Below are 20604 nucleotides of genomic sequence, written 5' to 3'. Positions count from 1 at the left end.
ATGAGAATCATACTATTCATACAGATACTGGCAATTGCTTCTAGCCTGACTGCTCAGGTCAAGGTAGAATCCAGTTTGCCAGTGGCAATAGGAAGTGGATTGACGGTGAGCTTTGACAATAAACTTTCAGTAAGTTCATCGGTGCTCAATGATGGGGTAATGGTATTACGAGATACCATTGATTTTGCTACGTACACAGGTTCCGGTCACGTAATAGCTGAGGGAGTGGATCAGCAGTTATTCCTAAATGGTGCTACAATTAGTAGTTTAATGGCTACAGGAGGTCAAAAAAAGTTACATCAATCCGTAACTGTTGCGGATCTAGAATTGGATCAAAGCATAATTGATGTGGATACGAACAGTCTTGAAGTAACTGGTTCATTTATAGGAGAAGGTGCTTCTTCCTACGTCATCGGTAAGTTGATTCGTACCGGATCAGACTCATTGTTTTATCCGGTTGGTGATGGTGTGAACTATACTCCGGTTGTGCTTACACAGATTAGTGGCGCTTCACCGGTTGTTGGAGTATTACTTGTTTCTTCAGATGTAGCAGGAACTGCAGGTTATGGCTTGCTGGATGTCTCAGATCAACGCTATTGGCAAATCAGCGAAGAATCTGGCACTATTGGAGATGCAAACTTGCAGCTTCCGTTAATTGACGAATCAGGAATGCCTTTTATCGATCAAACGACTATTGCTCATGGAAGCACTGTGGGTGGAACATTTACTGGAGCGACAGCTTCAAGTCGTTCTGGAAACTTAGTGTCTGGAACAGTCACAGCTCCTGTTACTTCCGGAGCCGGTTTGTATGCTATTGGATATTACTTTAATGAACAACTAAGAGTCCAGGATTCATTGGCTTTGGTTAGCATTTACGAAAGTACTGGAGGTGATGAATGGCTTGGTGCAAGTGGTTGGATGACTAATAATCTTGATTTGTGGGATAAAATCATCTTGACAGACAAACGTGTTTCGACATTGAATCTGTCTTCCAATAACCTGACAGGTACTTTTCCTACAATCTCGGAGGGTTTAGAATTAGTGTCAGATTTGAATCTGAGTAGTAATGAATTGGAAGAAGTTGGGGATATTTCAAGAATGGCTGCTTTACAAACAGTAGATGTTTCCAATAATCGCTTACAGTTTGGGAGCCTGGAAGGTGTTCTCTCTGTTAGTGCGGGAGCTGTCTACGCTCCTCAGAAAACTATTTTGGATAAGGTTAGATCAATAGAAGAAATTGGGACAACCTATACCATAGACCGAACAATTTCGGGTTCGAGCAATTCTTACACATGGGTTAAAAATGGATCAAATATTGCTGAAACTTCAGGAGCTTTTGATGTTGATATTACAGGGTTCGAACAAGATGGAACGTATATCGCCAGAGTGACCAATAGCCTGGTTGATGGACTTACATTGACGACAGAGCCAGTAATTCTTCGAGTTTCCAGCTTGGAGCGTGATTCTGTTTCATTAATGGCTGTATATGAGGCATTGGATGGACCAAATTCTACTTTGAGTGATTGGCCAAACCTTCCAATTGCCGATTGGCAGGAAATCACACTAACCAACTCAAGAGTCACGGGCTTGAATGTTTCAGAAGCTAATTTGAATGGGGAGCTTCCTGAGGATATTGTGGACATTGAGGGGATGACATTCGCCGATTTTTCTCAAAACGACATCACTGGAATCCCTGATTTAAACGGATATTTTCCAAATATGACTGTGTTGGATCTGAGCGGTAACCGTTTAATGTTTGATGACTTAGAGCCAAATGCTGCTGTTGCCATTTTGGATTATTCAAATCAGCAACGATTTGGCGTGGCCGTTAATGATACGATTCATGTCGGATCATTAGTCGATTTGTCCCAGGATGTAGCAGGTAACTTCAATCAATACCAATGGTTCTATTCAAACGAGCAGGTTACTGACCAAGCCATGGGAGGATTGGTTTCATCTACATTGATTCTTGATTCGATCAATTATTCCAATATGGGGCAATATGAATTGCGGGTCATAAACACAGCTGTCCCAAATCTGATTCTTAGGAGTGAATATCAGACCGTCCTGGCAAGTGCTGATGTTGAGATTTCTGCGTTAGATTTTGGAAATCAGCTGTTCAGTAACGGTGAAGCCTATGCTTTAAAAGTAACCGAACCAGGTCAGCCATTTGATACCATTCAGACAGCACAGCCATCAAATGGCAAGTTTACTTTCTCTGAATTGTTGTTGGATGACTATGTCTTAGCAGTTGCACCGAATAATCTCATAGAATTCATGCCAACCTATTATTCAAGTACTGATCTATGGACTGAAGCCGACACCTTGCAACTACGTCAGGATGAAGCCGATACCATATCTATGGCTCCTGTTCCTGGTATCATCGATGGAGAAGCATCCATTTCTGGAAATATAGAATCAGATTTTACAGAATCGGGAGGCAGAATCAATGCTAGAAGAAAAGTTAAACGAGCTGGATGTTCTGTACGTCGCTTTGTACCAAAGGGTCGAACTGATCAAGAGGATGGTGAATTTGTATTGTATGCTTATGTACAGTCTAATGATGATGGTCAGTTTGAGTTCAACGGACTGGAAGATGGCCTTTATCGATTCAATGTAGAATATCCTGGTATACCTATGGATGAAGACTCTTATGTAGAATTTACAATAGGTGAAGGAGGAATTGAAGATGAAGTTTTGACCCTTCAGGTTACGGTATTGGATGATGCAATTGTCGTGGAGAAAATTGAGCGTCTGGGCTTTTATAGGAATTACTTTAAGGATCTGACGGTTTACCCTAATCCTGCGAATAGTTTTGTGACTATTGGCTATGGGAAATTATTGAGCGAATCTGTAAAGGTTCGCTTGGTAGATTTAGATGGCAACATTGTAACGGAGGAGGTTATTGAAAAAGGAAACAATAAAGAGTTAAAACTTGATGTCAGCCAGATTAGTGGAGGGATTTACATTCTTAATTTTGTTGATTCAAGCTTAGGAGCTGAAAAAATTACCTCTTTCAAAGTAGTGGTCCATCACAACTGATTGGACAGGAAGTTATATGTAATTAGTAAAGGTCTCGATTGAGGCCTTTTTTCATTAATCCATGTAATGAGACTATTCATCTAATTATCAGTCATTTAACATAGGTATTCTGTCTGATTCTTAACTATAGAAATTATCTTACAAATTCGAGCACACTGACCAAACTATGAAATTCACCGCCAAGAAAATTCTAGTTAGCAGTTTTCTGCTAATTGTATCGTCGATGCTATGGGCACAAGTACCAAATGCTGCATCAAACCTTATTGTATATAAAACCGGAACTACTGAGCTATCTCTCTCCTGGACGGATAATTCTGTTGATGAGTTAGGGTTTATTGTGCAGCGATCCGATGACGACTTGTTCCTTTCTCCCTTTACCATTGATACTGTTACAGCGGATGATACTTCTTATGTATTTGCTCCCGCATCGACCTATTATTTTCGAATAGTAGCCTACAATGCCTCTGGCAATGCTCCTGCTTCTAATGTAGAATTTGGGTCTGTGGATAGCTATCCGGGAAATGCCATAGATTTTGATGGATTAGACGATTTTGTTTCTGTCGCAGATAATGACATTTTTAGTTTCGGAGATGGAGTATCTGATAGTCCTTTTAGCATTGAGTTTTGGGTCAGTTTCGATGCGTTAGGTCAGGGTCAGTCATTAATTGAAAGAAGAGGTTCTGTTGCTGCTGATCGAGAATATGTCATTCAATTACTAGGCACTAATAAAATCCAATTTACGCTATTTGATGGTTCAACGAGTGGGTTCTTAAATGCGGAAACCAGCAGTTTTATCCCTACAACGAATCAATGGTATCATGTTGGATGTACCTATGACGGATCAGGAGTTCAGTCTGGTCTTTCTATTTACATTGATGGAGTGAGCGTATCAGTTGATCAAACTAGCTCTGCTTATACAGCCATGGAAAATTTAACTCTGCCCTTAGAGTTTGGTGCCAATTTGAGTTCCAATTTCTTCAACGGTCTAATGGATGAGGTAAAAATCTACAATTATGCAAAAACCGACTTCTCAGATCGATATACTCCACTTATTGGTAATGAACCGGGACTTCTAGCTTATTATTCTTTTGATGAAAACGCAGGAACTACACTATATGATCGATCGGTAAATTCTAATGATGGTACTATTGCGGGTACACCAGCATGGGTATCTTCTTTCACACAAACTTTTGAGGTGACCAATATCAATGACTCAGGAGCTGGGTCACTTAGACAAGCCATTATTGATGCGAATGCTAGTACTGAACCTTATGTTGAGATTGGTTTTTCTGGTTTAAATGCCGGTGACGTCATTACCCTGTCAAGCGTATTACCATTTATCACCAGACCGATGGTCATAGATGCCACCACTGCAACTGGCTGGGATATCAATACTGGTCAAATGGTTGTTCTGGATGGATCTAGTACACCAAATGCCACCAATGGAGGAGGAATTCGAATTAATGCTGACAGTGTAGAAGTTTATGGGTTACATATTGATGGGTTTAGCCAAACCATCAATCTTGGCTTATATTCTACGGGTTCTTATAACGTAATCGGTGCGCCTGGAAAGGGAAACGTGATTACGAACAATACACAAGGGATTTCATTTGTAGGAGGAGATTTTAACAGTGTTCAAGGAAATTATATTGGGACAGACTTTTCGCTGACAGATCTGGGAAATAATAAATCTGGGATAGTCCTTACTCAGGGAGCAAGTTTCAACATCATTGGAGGGGATGACCCTTCGGAGGCTAATTACATCTACCACAATGGAGCTTCTTCTGTAGCTCCCGGCGTAGATGTTTTGTACAATACCTCAGTAGGTAACCGAATTGTTGGCAACTCCATGTCTTGCAATAGTGAGGCTAGTATCAGTTTTGACCCTGCATATGGAGGAGTTCCTCAGAACGGAATTGAAGCACCTTATTTTACCTCCATTTCGCCAACCGAAATTACAGGCTATGTCAATGATACCATCCCTATAGGTTCCGAAGTGCATCTCTACCAATCCACAGATACTTGTAGCAACGATCAGGGTAAGTTATACCTTGGAAAAGCGACGATTTTTGATGATGGCGGGAGCAAAAAATTCTCTTATTCTGGCTCTTTTGGAAACCATGCATACTCAGCAACCCTGACCACTCTTAACGATGGTACTTCTGTCATGAGAACAGCTGGTTATTATTCAGTAGACAATACTGCTGACTCTGGAGCGGGTACGCTGCGCGATGCCTTCACTTTCTCCAATGCGCTTGATGCACAAAACACCTGGATAGATTTCAATTATGCGGGAGGTGGACCTTGGACAGCAACGATTAGTTCTGCACTCCCGACAATGAACTCATCTTTCACATTAGATGGATCTACTCAAGAAGGGTTCGACTTTGCAGCGGATAACATGATTACCATTAATGGAAGTGTGACCAACTTTTTGACGATTCAGTCCGGAACTGGAACGGATGATGTTACAATAGAAAAACTCAAATTTACTGGATTTACAGGCTCTACAATCATTTCCAATAACACGGGTACAGGTCAATTAAGAAATTTGAGAATAGACAGCTGTGTGTTTGGTGGTGTGGGAAGCAGTTCTACACATGAAGTATTAGGCCTTGTAGATGCCACATTGGCTTCAATTACAAACAACTATTTTGGTTATCAGCAAGACAGTGTTACTTCAACAGGGATGACAATCAATGGAGGCGCCATAGTGTTAGACTCTTTTGTAGACAGTGCTTATGTGTTTAATAACCTAATTGGCAATGTAAGTCATGTGGCCATTTCCTTAAATAGTGTCAATAATGGAGCGCTCATAAAAGGCAATACGATAGGCCTGGATGGTAAAAAGGAAGGTGCTAATGCCACTTCTGGAACCAAAGGCATTTATCTCACTTCCAACAATACAGTCATTGAAGACAACTACATTGCGAATTATTCCACAACCGCAATTGAGCTATTTTTCGGAGTGCAAAATACGACAGCTCTCCGTAATGTCATTGGAGAAAACATCAATGGTGTACCAATGCCTAATGGCAAAGGATTCCAGATAGATGACCGGTCAGACTTATTGAACACACATATTGGAGGAGGTTTTCCAGATAGCAATATCATTTCTAACAGTACCGGAGCTGCTATTTCAGTAGACGGACCACTCACTGATCAATTGTTTATAGAAGCGAATAGTATTTATAACAATGGTCAGGGAATCGTTCTTAATGAAGCTAATAGCGGAATCACAGCTCCTTCCATCGATTTTATGGCGTATGACTCCATTGGGGGTACAGTGGCAAGTGATGGCTTGATTCATATCTACTCTGGAGATGGAAATGGACAGGGGCAAACTTTGATAGATTCTGTTTCTTCTTTTGGAGGCTCATGGAGCTATTTGGGAATGTTGGGCTCTCCAGGTGACCAGATAGTGGTTACACTAACCGATGCCAATGGTACCTCTGAGTTTGCTTCGGCTTTCATACCGTTTACGGACAATGCATTGAATTTTGATGGTGCTGGAGATTATGTGGCCATGGGATCACCTGCAGCTTTGCAGATTACTGGTGCTTTGACTTATGAAGTGTGGATAAGGAAAGATCCATCTGTTCAGAGTTTTGTAATGGGTAGACGAAATAGCGATGCTGCAGCAGGAATTGCTTCCAATTTGGAAATGGGTGGTACAGGTTTAATACAATTGACGGTAAACAATGGAGCCACAACATCACAAACTGTTTCGAGTATCACGGCTATTGATGATGGTCAGTGGCATCATGTAGCTGCAGTTTATGAACCATCAACAGCTCTCCGAATATACATTGATGGACAGCTGGACAATGAAAACACGTCAGCAATATTTGCCAGTCTCAATGCAGCCACTCTCCCATTTCATTTAGGCTACCGCCATGCCTCCACTCCGTCCTATTTCACTGGCTCAATGGATGAAGTAAGAGTATGGAGTGAAGCCCGACCTTTAGATAGTTTGAGAAAATATATTCAGACTCCACTAACTGGAAATGAGCCTAATCTTGTGGCTTATTACAATTTTGATCAGGGACTTCCGGAAGGTGATAACACCGGGCTGGATTCTCTAATTGATATGACAACCAATGCACTTGATGGAACATTAAATGGATTTGCCTATACAGGTAATACATCCAATTGGGTCAACTCTTATGCATTCAGTGCCAATGTGCCAGATTATAATTTACTAGTACTAAACAGTGCTGCTAGCGGAGCAGGTTCACTTCAAGCGGCCATAGATTTTGCCAATACCAACCCTGGAACGGATACCATAAAATTTGCGCTACCTGGAGGTGGACCCTGGAATATACCATTATCCTCAAGTTTGATCATCACAGGTGATAGCACCGTAATTGATGGCACCACGCAGCCAGGCTATGATTTTGGAACTGGAAACATGGTTTCGCTAACCGGTCCGGGTGGTTCTGTTATGGGGTTGGATGTGAATGCTTATGCTGCGGATATCAGCGGTCTGCGAATGGATAACTGGTTGGATGCAATTAATATATCTGATGCATCGGATGGTGTGGTTGACCATGCACGGATAAGTCAGTGTATTTTTGTTGGGAGTTCGTCCAATGCTATTTATCTAAGCAAGTCACATTTTACCGAGATTTATAACAATTTGGTTGGTGTCGAATCAGATACTGTCACACTGGATGGGCAATATGGCCATCAAATCGAGACAAACGCTTCCAATAAAGTGAAAATCTATAACAATGTCATAGTTGGAGGACTCACATCAGATTACGGTATTCGTCTGGTAACAGGAGACTCAATTACTATTCGAGGAAACTATATTGGAACAAATACCAATGGAGATCCTGGTCTGGGAAATGCTGGAGGAGGTATTGAAATAGAAGCTACTGTGACCAATGCTATTATAGGTGGCCCATCTCAGTTGGATAGAAATGTCATTTCGGGAAATACTGGAGATGGTATTGCACAATACGGAGAAGCCTGGATAGAAAATAACTTCCTGGGTGTTAGTCCTGATGGATTATCCATATTGGCCAACTCTAGTAATGGCATTGAAAGCCTTGGAGCTGGGGTTATTCTCCACAATGTAATTGCAGGTAATTCTTCTTCAGAGATAGTAATTAGAGACAATACCGATGCCCTGCTGGTGGATGGAAATTTGATCGGAACAGATAGTACAGGTTTAGTTTTGCTTAGCTCAAATGGTGAAGGGATTTACATGAGAGCTGGAAGCAACAAGACCATTATCAATAACACCATAGTAGGCTCTTCAAATGATTGGGGAATTGAGACGATATGGGATTCAGATTACAATGTGTATCAAGGGAATTTCATTGGAACCAATTCAGTAAATGCCTTAATGGGCAATTCGCTAGGTGGTATTTTCATATCGGATTATGGAGATCATAACATCATTGGCGGCAACTTGCCGGGACAGGAAAATGTGATTGCAATCAATGGAGGTCCAGCCATCCAGATTGAGGTTTCGGGATCTACGAACAAAGCCAATTACAATCAGATTCTCAACAATTCCATCTTCTCCAATGTGGAAGGAATTAGTTTTTTAAATAACAGCTCTGGCTCAGAATTGGTCAATGACGGGATTCAACCTCCTATCATTACATCAGTAACCTCAGGGTCAATTTCTGGAACTGTGCAGGGAAATCTGGCTGGAAAAAATGCTGATTTACAGATTCATCTGTATTATAAGCACAATGGTTCTGATCAGGGAGTAACATTGGTTGATAGTTTGAATACTACCGGTGATGACTGGAGTTTCTCCGGAGCTTTTGTGGTAGATACGAGCTACATCGCCACGGTGACAGTTGATACTTTGGGTACATCGGAATACTCTCTACCCGTTTCTGGAAGCATCACTCCTACTTTTGGTCCTGATTCATTGCTTGCTACTTTAGTTCCAGCAACTCAGGTCGACCTCTCCTGGTATGACAATGATACCGATGAGGCTGGGTACATCATTGAGCGATCCAAAGACAAACTCAACTGGATAATCGTTGCAGATGAACCGGCTGATGTTACTTCCTTCAGTGATTTTGGTGCTTTTGATCCTGATTATTATTTCTACAGAGTTTCGGCATTTAATGGCGGAGGCGCTGCTCCGGACACGACTTATGCTGCAGTGTCATCAAACGTAGCTCCGGGATTGGCTCTGGACTTTGATGGTGTCGATGATGAAGTGAATGTTGGTGACATTTCTGAGCTGAATAGTACTTCAGCATTTACTATTGAAGGATGGTTCAATCAGGATGCATTAGATGTAACTGGAGGGATGTTTGGAAAAATTGCCAGTACCACGAGCATGATTCGCGCACGTACCTGGAGTGACGGAAACTTGTTTAGCTATGTTCATAATGGAACAACTAATTGTTACGGGTACTTTGATTATTCTCAAGTAGTAACCGCGGGTGAGTGGTTCCACTACGCCATGGTATTTGACGGCACACAATCAACCAATGCGGAGAGATTGAAAATCTATATAAATGGACAACAGCAAGCGCTAACGTTTGTTGGCACGATTCCAGCATCTACTTCCGACTTAACAGGTATTGATTTTGTGATTTCCGAGGACAATACCATTGCTGCCAAAGGTGAAAACTGGAGTGGTCAAATGGATGAGATCCGCATCTGGGGCAAGGCCTTGAGTGAGGATACGCTGTTCAATTATATCTACCAAAGTATTGACAATTCACATCCTGATTACCCAGAACTGATTGCTCATTACCCGTTTGATAAAGGTACTGGCAGCTCGACCTTATATGACCTCAAGAGCACTTATGACGGTGCGCTGACAAATATGGATGCTGCTACAGATTGGGTGGTTTCGGGTGCAATGACTACTGCTTCTTCCACTACTGTAGTCAATACTTTGGATGATGGAGCCGGATCTTTGCGAGCAGCAATAGAATATGCGAACATCAATCCTGGTCCTGACACGATCCAATTTGACATCTTGTCATCAGGTCCATGGACCATCACTCCGGTTGATTTATTACCTACAATAACCGATGATTCATTGGTGATCGATGGATCAACACAGCTTGGATGGGATCCCTCCACCGGAATGATGATTACTTTGGATGGCTCTAATTGGTCTAGTAACAACACCTTATATGATGGACTAGAAGTGAATGCTGAAAATGTTGAAATCTATGGGTTAAGATTTAAAGGCTGGGGAAATCAAGCCATAGAAGCAAACTCTGCCCATCACTTAATTATAGGCGACCTATCTCGAGGCAACATTTTTCTGAATTCTGCCAATTCGGTCTCTGCTTCTAATGCTGATTACATGGTATTCCAGGGCAATTTAGTTGGAGTGGATTATGACACCCTCACTGCTGGAGGAATGACAAATTATGCAGTAACTGGTACAAATTCAGATTCGGTTTTGGTTTTAAATAACATTATTGGATTTAATGGCGCTTCTACCACATTCACGGCAATTCGATTTACTTCGGGCAACTATGGTCACATACGAGGAAACTATATTGGCGTAAGCCCTTCTGGAGCAGATATTGGAAATACTGGAGGCGGGATTGCTCCAGATATTAGCAATGTAGTGATTGGTGGACCAAATGAAGGAGACAGAAACTATATCGCTGGCAATGGCAGTAACGGAGTTTCTAGTTTGGGCCATTATGGTATAGTACAAAACAATTACATCGGAATTACACCACAGGGCACAGTGCTTGGAAACTCAGGAACCGGTGTTGCCATAAGTAATCGGGATTATGGACAAGTGTTGCATAATGTGATTACAGGAAATACATCTCATGGTATCTCTTTCAACAGTACACCAGATAGTGTAGTGATAATGGGCAATTTAATTGGTCTCACGCCGGATACCCTCTCTGCACCGGGTAATGGCTCCAGCACTGATGGGATACATATTAATTTCGGATCGAAGGCTCAAATCTTAAATAACTACATCGGCAATGCTGGTCAGTGGGGAATACGCATCTACTTTGATTCTGATGAAACCAGAATCCAGGGCAATGTTATTGGGACGGGAGTTTCTGGCACAGAAGATTTTGGTTGTGGATATGGAGGGATCACTTTAGTTTACAGGCCAAGCTTCTCAGTGATTGGAGGTAATCTGCCTGGTCAGGAAAACATCATTGCATATAATAATGGACCTGCAATTGATTTTGATTTACCTACATCTGGTACCAGTGCCACTGAAAGTTTCTTTGTGCTGAACAATAGCATTTACGAGAACACTGAAGGAATTATTGCCAACTCTCCCAGTACCTCTGGCGCTGTTTTGAATAAAGGCATCCTTCCGCCAGTAATCCAAACGTTTAACGCTTCTATTATTGCTGGGACACTACAAGGAAACTTAGGAGGATATACAGGTCAGGTACAGTTGCATCTGTATGAAAGTGATGGCTCCTTGTCTCCTCAGGGTAAGACTTTGATTGACAGTGCAAATGTGATCGGAGATACCTGGTCTTTCAGTGGGTCTTTCGACGAAAATAAAGTGTATTTGGCAACAGTATCCGTTGATACCATGGGGACTTCATTGTACGCACAGGCAATCAGCAATTTTGCTGTTGCTTTAGATGGTACCAATGATTATGTAGATCTGGGATCTGGTTTTGCAACTGCCATGGCCGGTGAGCAATCGAGCTTCACGGCTGAGTGGTGGATCAAAATGGAAACAGATGCCACCAATTCACAGGACGGAATGTTGGCTGTCAATGCATCTACCGGTACTAATTCATTGTTGATCCTTTACAAGAATAATGCAGGATCTAGAATATTCACCATTTATGACGGTGTTAGTGGTGCTGACGAGATCATCTATAATGGAGTCATTCTCGGAGAATGGTACCATGTGGCCTATTCCACAGATGGAACTACAGGATCCATGTATGTGAATGGGGAACTGATTGGTACGCATACACCTGATTATTCATTCACTGCCACAGACCTTTGGTCAATTGGAATGGAATATGATTCGGGTCCGACTCCTGGAGATTATGCCGATGCCACCTTTGATGAGTTCAGAATATGGAATGTTGCCAGATCGGCTTTTGAAATTAAGTCAGCATATCGCCATAAGGTAGCTTTTGATACTCCAGGTTTGTTTACCTATTATCCGATGTCTGAGGGACCAGGATACAGTGTTTTAGGTGATTCTACTGGAAATGGTTATGATGGGAACTTAATCAATGTGGATAACACGAGCATCTGGATTCAAGGAGTAGCACTTGACAATCCTCAACCCTATATCGAGGCAGTTTATCCTACCAATGATGGAACAGATATCGCACTGGATTCCATTTTTTCAATAGTTTTCAACACTACTGTTCAGGCTGGTTCAGGCTTTGTACATGCAATTGATCAGGCAGATAGTTCTGTGGTGGAGTCAATCAATGTTGCGTTGATGGATGGTATGCCATCAGATAGTGTTTGGTTGTCATTTAGCAATCTTCAGACGGGAGGAACTTATTCAATTACTATTGATAGTGGAGCTTTTGTTTTGGGAGATGTGGCGTATCCTGGACTGGTTGATACCACTTTCTGGAGTTTTGCCATGGTGGACAATCCGCCTTTGGCTCCCTCTGATCTTACAGTCTTGGATCATGGAGATGGAGCATTTACACTCAATTGGGTCGATAATGCCAGTGATGAAACAGATTACAAGATTCAAAAATCCTATGATAAAATAACCTGGACAGATGAAGCAGTTGGTTTGGGAATAGACCAGACATCATTTATCACAGCAATACAACCACTGGATACTGGTTATTGGTGGCGAGCTGTTGTGGTAGGTCCACAAGGAGATGGCCCTTCCAATGAGGTCTTTTCTGATACCTACACATATGAGCATACTGCCCTGGCGCTCGATGGTACTGATGATTACCTCTCAGTTGGAAATATTCACGACTTTACAACAGGGGATTTTACATTAGAAGCGTGGGTAAGACGAGATGCCATCAATGAAACGGGTTGGGTTATGTCCGTTGGGGACACTCCTTCATCCAACAGTTACTTGCATTTTGGGTTTGGCGCTGGCAACATCTTACAAGTGGATCTATACTCTGGTGATAATGTGGCAGCAACTTCTGGAGTGTCTGACAATTATTGGCATCACATTGCGGTTACATTTAAGAATGCTACGGGTGCCACCAGATTGTATCTCGATGGAGAAGATGTAACTCCAGCGGATTCACTGATGACCAATTTTGTGGGAGCTAACGATTTCAAAATTGGTCAAGCTTTCGATACAGAGTTTTTCCAGGGAGCTGTGGATGAGGTCAAAGTGTGGAATGTGGTCAAATCGGATTTCTCGGATATTTATGGACCGGTTCCAGGTGACACCTCTGGGCTGGTGCTTTATTATAAGATGAACGAAGGTCTGGGGTTAGAAACGTTTGATCAGACCGGCGGGTCGACTGGAATTTTGAATGGAACGATGGATGATACAGACTGGATTTCCTCTGGAGCGTTTGATAAAGCACCTGTTATTGTGTCAAGACTACCCAATATAGGGGACATAGAGGTGCCTTTGAATACCACAATTCAGGCAACTTTCGATCAAAATATTGTAATTGGGACGGGGAATATTGAAATTTGGGATCGGCTAGATTCAACTTTGGTGGAAACCTTTGATGTGACAACTGACGTAACAGTAGTTGGTAATGTCTTAGAATTTTCACCAGGTCTATTACAGATCGCTACCGAATATTCCGTCTTAATCCCTGAAAACGCTGTTATGAGCTTAACTGGAAAAACCGCTGCGGCAATAGTCGCACTCTCCGCCTGGACTTTCACCACCCAAGCACAATCATCCATATCAATCACCAACCCGGTCAATTTTGATTTTGTTGATCCATCTATACTACAAGATGTTGAATTTTCAGCGACCGGTTATGCGGGTACTGATAATCTTGAAATAAGTGCTAGTTATGATGGTGGCGATACTTATTCATTATTGGCCACAGGAACTATCGATGATTTGACTATAGCCAACTATCAATGGGATGCATCCACAGCGGAAGAAGCGTATGTATATCTCAAAATTGAAAACATTGATGATCAAGCTGGGGGATACAAGGACTCTATAGAAGTCTATGTAGATTTTCCTATATACATCGAAGCTCCGTATATCGGAGATGAATTTTTTGTAGGCGAAAATTTTACGATTATATGGAATTTAGGGCAAACTGAGAATTCAGCTGACCTTTCACAAATCAGTATCAGCTATGATGGAGGTGCCACTTATACTATTTTGAAGACTGGCGATCCGTTTGATGATTATTTGATAGAGAGCTACGAGTTTGATACAGTGGCTCAACAATCTTCAGCTAATACTGTAATTAAAGTAGAAAACCTTACCAATCCTTATGAATGGGTTTCTCAACCATTCACTGTTGTAGATCCTTACATTACATTTTATGAGCCTAGTGCTGAAGGCAATTTAACAGTAGGAGAAAGTATTTATTTTGACTTTGAGGTTTTTGGTATTAATGACACTGATATAGTTGAGTTTAGTTATAGTGATGATGGTGGCACTACTTATTCGGTAGTAGAGACTGGCAACCCATTTAACTTCTATGGAAGTACTTATTTCTATTACTCATTTACACTTGAAGATACCGCAATTGTCGAGAGTGCTCGCGTCAAGGTTACTAATGTAACTACAGGCTATGAATACGAAAGTGATATTTTTCAAATAGGTCCGCCAAACCTAACTTATTTGTATCCTTATGATGCTTATAACTGTGGTGAATATTCAGGTTCAATGGATATTGGTGGATTAGCTTATGGCCTTGATTATAACTTGACCTTTACCCACAATGGTAATGTGATAGATACCATGTCCGTATATGTAAGTGAAGGGGCTAGTATTTATGGCTTACCAGCGGGTGAGTATACTGATATTTCAGCGGAAATTGGAGGTGTTAGTTCTAATATCATCTCGGGACCTATATATATTGATGATGGTTCACCTAGAATCTATTTGACGGGCTTAGATAATACTGCTTGTTCTACTGGTAATGGCAGTATATATGTCTATGATTCAGTAGCACTGTCTTTAACTGATTTTAGATTATACGCAGGTACAGATACATCTGCTGTTCCATTGCAGTCGACTTCTGATATGGGTTCATGGACATTCTCAGATCTCGAAGGAGGTCTTTACACGGTGGTCACAGAATTAAATGGTTCACCTACATGTGTTGATGTCGAGTCTATCACCATATCCGATGTGCCAGACCTCCCAATTATTGACTCAAATTTTGCTAATCTAGTAAATCCATCAACAGTTGGTGGTTCGAATGGGTTTATTGATGTAGATGCAGCAGTATCAGGAGGTTCAGGAGAGTTTAGTTATCAATGGTATTATGGAGTAGGCACATCAACAATCATGACAGACTCAACTGCTAGTAGCATAGGTAACTTGCCTGCTGGTAGTTATACAGTAGTTGCTACAGACGGTGGAGGATCTGGCTGTGAGTCTGAGGCTACTACTTTCACTATAGTTGACCCTACCACATTAGGTGGGGTGGTTAGAAATTATGTAGCATCTACTTCCGCAGAAGTCCAATTGACCAATTCTGAGGTGGCTGATATCTCATATGTCATAACTACATCTAGTACTGCTCCTTCTGCAACCAGAATTAGCAATGGTCAGGATGAGAATGGTAATCCGGCATATGGTGCTTATACGTACCTTGAAAGCCCGGCTGGAACTTTAACTTTCGAGGTAGGTAGAGGTTTTGAGACTGATCGTCCATTAGCACCTGAGTCAACCTATTATATCTACTTTGTGGGAGACAATGGTAATTTCTCGAATATTGTTTCGACAGTATTGAACACAGGAGTATCACCACAGATTGCAAGCATTACACCTGCTGTTGGTGATGTTGGTTCTACAGTTTCTGTATCAGGTACGGACTTTTTAAGCACGGGAAATAGAGTGTTTGTTGGGAATAAAGAAGTTGCAGTCGACACTGAGACAAGTACCAGTATCTCTTTTACCGTACCAGAAAATTCAACTTCCTATGCACCAGTTAACGTACTAGCGGGAAGAGCCTATGCAACTCCTGGAGCCGGAGTGAATAACCAACTCAACACGACGCACCTTGGAGGTTTCATTAATAGTACTTCTTATACATCTAGCCAGTTTGATACCAATTATTCGTGGGATGTAGCCATGGGTGATGTAAATGGAGACGGTTTGATGGATCGAGTGCGCTTGGCATTGAATGCAGGAGATGTGGTGGTGGAACATAGAAACTCCTCAAATGATGGCTATGAAACGGGATTATTTTTTGTAATTCCCACTGGAACCAGTTTTGTAGAAGTGGCGGATATGAATGCTGATGGCTACCCAGACATCATCACGTCTAGAACAAATTCTTCGGGAGTTTTTCCTGTTCGAGTAAACTATAACGATGGGACTGGCATGTTCAATGAGTCATATGAAGCATTGGGAGATGTGAACGGTACTGCAGTGACTAGTCTTAGTGTAGGTGATTTGAATGGCGATGGGCTCAATGATGTATTAGTAACAACCAATACTACTAGTCCGGCAAGTGTTATTTATAAACGCGCCGACAGTGCATCATTCGAAGCGCCTCAGGCTTTGCCAGTAGCTGGAGAAACAGGAAGAAAAGCCACCATTGGTGATTTTAATAATGATGGGTTGAATGACGTAGCAGTAACCATATTAAACAGTGATCAGGTTGCAGTCTATTTAAGAAATGTTAACAATACAGGTTTTGATAATCCAATCATGATAACCTTAGCAACGGGAGCAGAACCACAAGCTATCTCTTCCGGTGATTTTAATAAAGATGGAAACCTGGATATTGTCGCTGGAGCTAGCAACACCTCTACCTCAACATCGGTGTTCTATGTGGCTGGTAATGGAGACGGTACATTCCAGGCTACTCTTGCACTGGAGGCTGGTGACAAAGACTTAAGGTCCATGGTAACCGGCGATCTTAATGGAGATGGCAATCTGGACATCATTACAGGGAGTTATTTTAATGATGATCTACGAATATTTACAGGTATAGGTGATGGTACATTCAATGATTTGGTACAAGTAATTCTTAATGGAGTTCAAAGCATTGCTTTAGCGGATATCAATGGCGACGGTGCTGATGATATTCATGTGGGAACGGGCAACAACTCTGGGTTTGAGTTGATTTTTGCGGCTCAAATTCCTGATGTTGAATTTAGTGCTGTAAATGTTCCTTCATCTGATTTGTATCAAGGATCTTCGGATAACTTAGTGTTTGCTACTTCATTTACAGTGACAGGTACTCCAGCATCTTTTGAGGGTATTTATTTCAATGTGGATGGAGATTACAATGTTACAGACTTCCAGACAGACGGTTTTGAACTATGGTATAATGTGGGTACGAATGACTTCTCAACAGCTACTTCTGCTGGAACGACCTCATTAGGCGTTTTGAGTGATACTACTGTTGGGTGGAGTTTTACCGAAACATTCGCAGCGGGTAGTACAGTGTATCTGTACACAAGTGCATCCCTTGCCTCAAATGCTGTGGTCTCGGGTTCATTCAATATCGGTTTAGATGTAAATGATCCAGTAGAAAGCTTTGGTGTTGCAGATCCTAAAAATAAGTTTACTTCAGATCTGGTAGACGGAAATCTCTTCTCTATCATTTCAGCGGATACGATACCTCCTTCCATAGTTGGAGATACTTTAGTTTCAATAGATGAAAATACTACGCTTGTTAATACCTATTCTTCTGGAGAAATCGTAACATGGTCTTTAAGTGGATCAGATGCAGCAAGTTTTGAGATCACGACTGACGGCCAATTGTCATTATTAACAGCTGCTGATTTTGAAGTGCCAACCGATGCCAACACAGACAATGTATATGAATTGGTATTAGAAGCTGCCGATAGTTTATCAAATAGTGTCTCACACATTTTGGAGATTACCATACTAGATGTGAATGATAATACTCCGGTCATAACTGATCCTGGAGCCGTGAGTCTATTTGAAAATAGCACAGCAGGTTCAGAGGTGGTAGCTCTGGAGTTCACAGATACAGATACGACAAGTGCCACATACACCTGGAGTATAGAAAGCGGAAATACGGATGTCAACCTGGACTCCAACTTGCCATTTGCTATTGGAGATACGGACGGAATTATTACAGTTAGTGATTCTGCAGATATTGATTTTGAGTTGGTAACACAGTTTGATCTTTCCATAGGGTTAACTGATGGAATTAATTCAACAACATTTGCATTGACCATTACCATTAATGATATACCTGAAGGTCAGGATCCAGAAACAGAAGCAGATTCTTTAGCTCTTCTTTCGATATATGATGCCCTATCAGGTGCTGATTGGACAGCCGTAAATTGGAAAGAGAGTGTTCCATTGACTGAATGGACAGGAGTAACTATGACGGATACAAGAGTAACAGCTCTTGATTTGTCATCGAATAATTTGAAAGGCGATTTCCCTGCGATTACAGCTGGTCTTGAAGCATTAACTTCTTTAAATCTAAAGGACAATCAAATAACCAGTATTTTGGATTTAAGTAATCTGATAGCTTTATCGACTGCCGATGTTTCAGAAAATAAATTGGGATTTGCATCGCTTGAAGTATTGTTCTTTGGAGACGCAGAAATTACAGTTTCTCCGCAAAAGACGGTATTGAGTAAGGTTAGAACATTAGAGGAAATTGGCACAACTTATACAGTAGATCGTGCGGTATCTGGGTCGGCTAACATATATACCTGGACGAAAAACGGTGTAGCAATTGCCCAGACAACTGCCAGTTTCGATGTTGCCATTGAAAACTTTACTGCTGATGGTACCTATGTAGCTAAAGTAACCAGTGGGGTAATTCCGCTTATAGAGCTTACTACTGAGCCGGTTGTGTTGAGAGTGTCTAGTATTGAACGAGACTCTGCAGCATTAAGAGCGGTTTACGATGCAATGGATGGCGCCAACTCTAGTCTAAGTGATTGGCCTTCATTAGCCGTACAGGATTGGCCAGAGCTTACTATCACCGGAAACCGTGTTGTTGGTCTTTCTGCTCCTGAAGTGGGACTAACAGGAAGTTTACCAGAGGATATCACGGATGTTAAAGGATTGATTAATGTTGATCTTTCTGGAAATGATATTGATGGATTGCCTAATCTGGAAGGCTACTTGCCTAGTCTTACAAGCTTTGACGTTTCTGGAAATAAATTGACTTTTGAAGATTTAGAAGAAAATACCGCTGTAGTAGGAATCGATTACTCCGATCAGCAACTTGTTGGATCTCCACTGACTGAGGTGATTCCTGAAGGTTCAGATTATACTATTGATGTTCCAGTAGGTGGTACCTCAAATGCTTATGAGTGGACCCTTATGAGTCCGGTAGATACTGCCGTGGTGGCTTCAGCATCCACATCTTCGTTAGGAATATCTGGTATTGATTATGAGACAATGGGTGTTTACACACTTTCAGTGACAAACGAGTTGGTTCCAGATTTGGTGTTGAAGAGTGAGTCACAGCAGGTGCTGGCAAGTGCGACCCTCGGCATTACTGCACTGGATCAAGGTGATGATCCATTTACGACTGCAGAGGCTTTAGTATTGAAAATTAGACCTGTGGGGCAAAAGTATGATACTATTCAACGTACTAGTGAGACCGTTTCAGGAGCGTTTGTTTTTGAAGGTTTGATATTAGATAATTACAAGGTCGCAGTTGCTCCGAATAACAATAATGAATTTTTAGCCACCTACTTTGAGAGCAATGATCGATGGAGATTTGCTGATACATTGAGATTACGCCGAGATTCAGCGGAGACTTTATCCATGATCGTAAACCCAGGCGCCAAAGGTGGTGGAGGTACAACGGGTGCTTCAGTTTCTGGAACTGTAGAGTCGGATTTTCCAGAAGGTGAAGGAGGCAGAATAGAAGCGAGAAGAAAAGTGAAAAGGGCGGCATGTTCCGTACGTAGGTTTGTTCCTAAGGGTAGAACAGATCAAGAGGAGGAAGATGGTGAGTTCGTACTTTACGCATATGTGGAGTCGGACGATGAAGGGCAGTTCGAGTTTACTGAATTAGAAAGCGGCCGTTACCGCTTCAATATAGAGTATCCTGGTATACCGATGGACGAAGACTCCTTTGTTGAGTTCACTATAGGTGAAGGAGGAATTGAAGAAGAGTCATTGATACTTCAGGCTACCGTTACGGAAGATGGTATTGTCGTTGAAAAAATTGAAAGACTCGGGTTTTACAGAAAATACTTCAAAGACCTCAATGTTTATCCAAACCCGGCAGATAACTATCTAACTATTGGCTATGGTAAACTTCTCAGTTCAAATGTTACAGTGCGTTTGATTGACCTGGATGGTAAAGTTGTGAAAGAGCAGCGTATTGAGAAAGGTAACGACTTAGAATTTGATTTTGATGTTAGTGAGATTACCAACGGTATCTACTTGTTAAATTTTGTAGACACTAGTTTAGGAGCAGAGAAAATCACAACATTTAAGGTCTTTGTGAAGCATTAAAATACGGATTACCAAGAAGTATAAGAAGGCCTCAATTGAGG

At 41.6% G+C, this 20604-nt stretch carries 2 protein-coding genes; both read left to right on the top strand.

Going from position 1 to position 20604, the window contains the following annotated elements:
• The gene (locus NXS00_RS14780; protein ID WP_258100000.1) at positions 1-3042 is read left to right on the top strand and encodes a T9SS type A sorting domain-containing protein; all 3042 of its coding nucleotides are present in this window, start codon (positions 1-3) and stop codon (positions 3040-3042) included.
• A gap of 166 nt (positions 3043-3208) precedes the next feature.
• Positions 3209-20563, top strand: coding sequence for a LamG-like jellyroll fold domain-containing protein (locus NXS00_RS14775; protein WP_258099999.1), 17355 nt, complete (start codon positions 3209-3211; stop codon positions 20561-20563).
• Positions 20564-20604: the final 41 nt, after the last annotated feature.

Source organism: Marinoscillum pacificum, from assembly GCF_024714495.1.
Classification (GTDB): Bacteria; Bacteroidota; Bacteroidia; order Cytophagales; family Cyclobacteriaceae; genus Marinoscillum; species Marinoscillum pacificum.
Note: the sequence above shows the minus strand (reverse complement) of the source record. Positions and strands in the feature narration are given on the sequence as shown.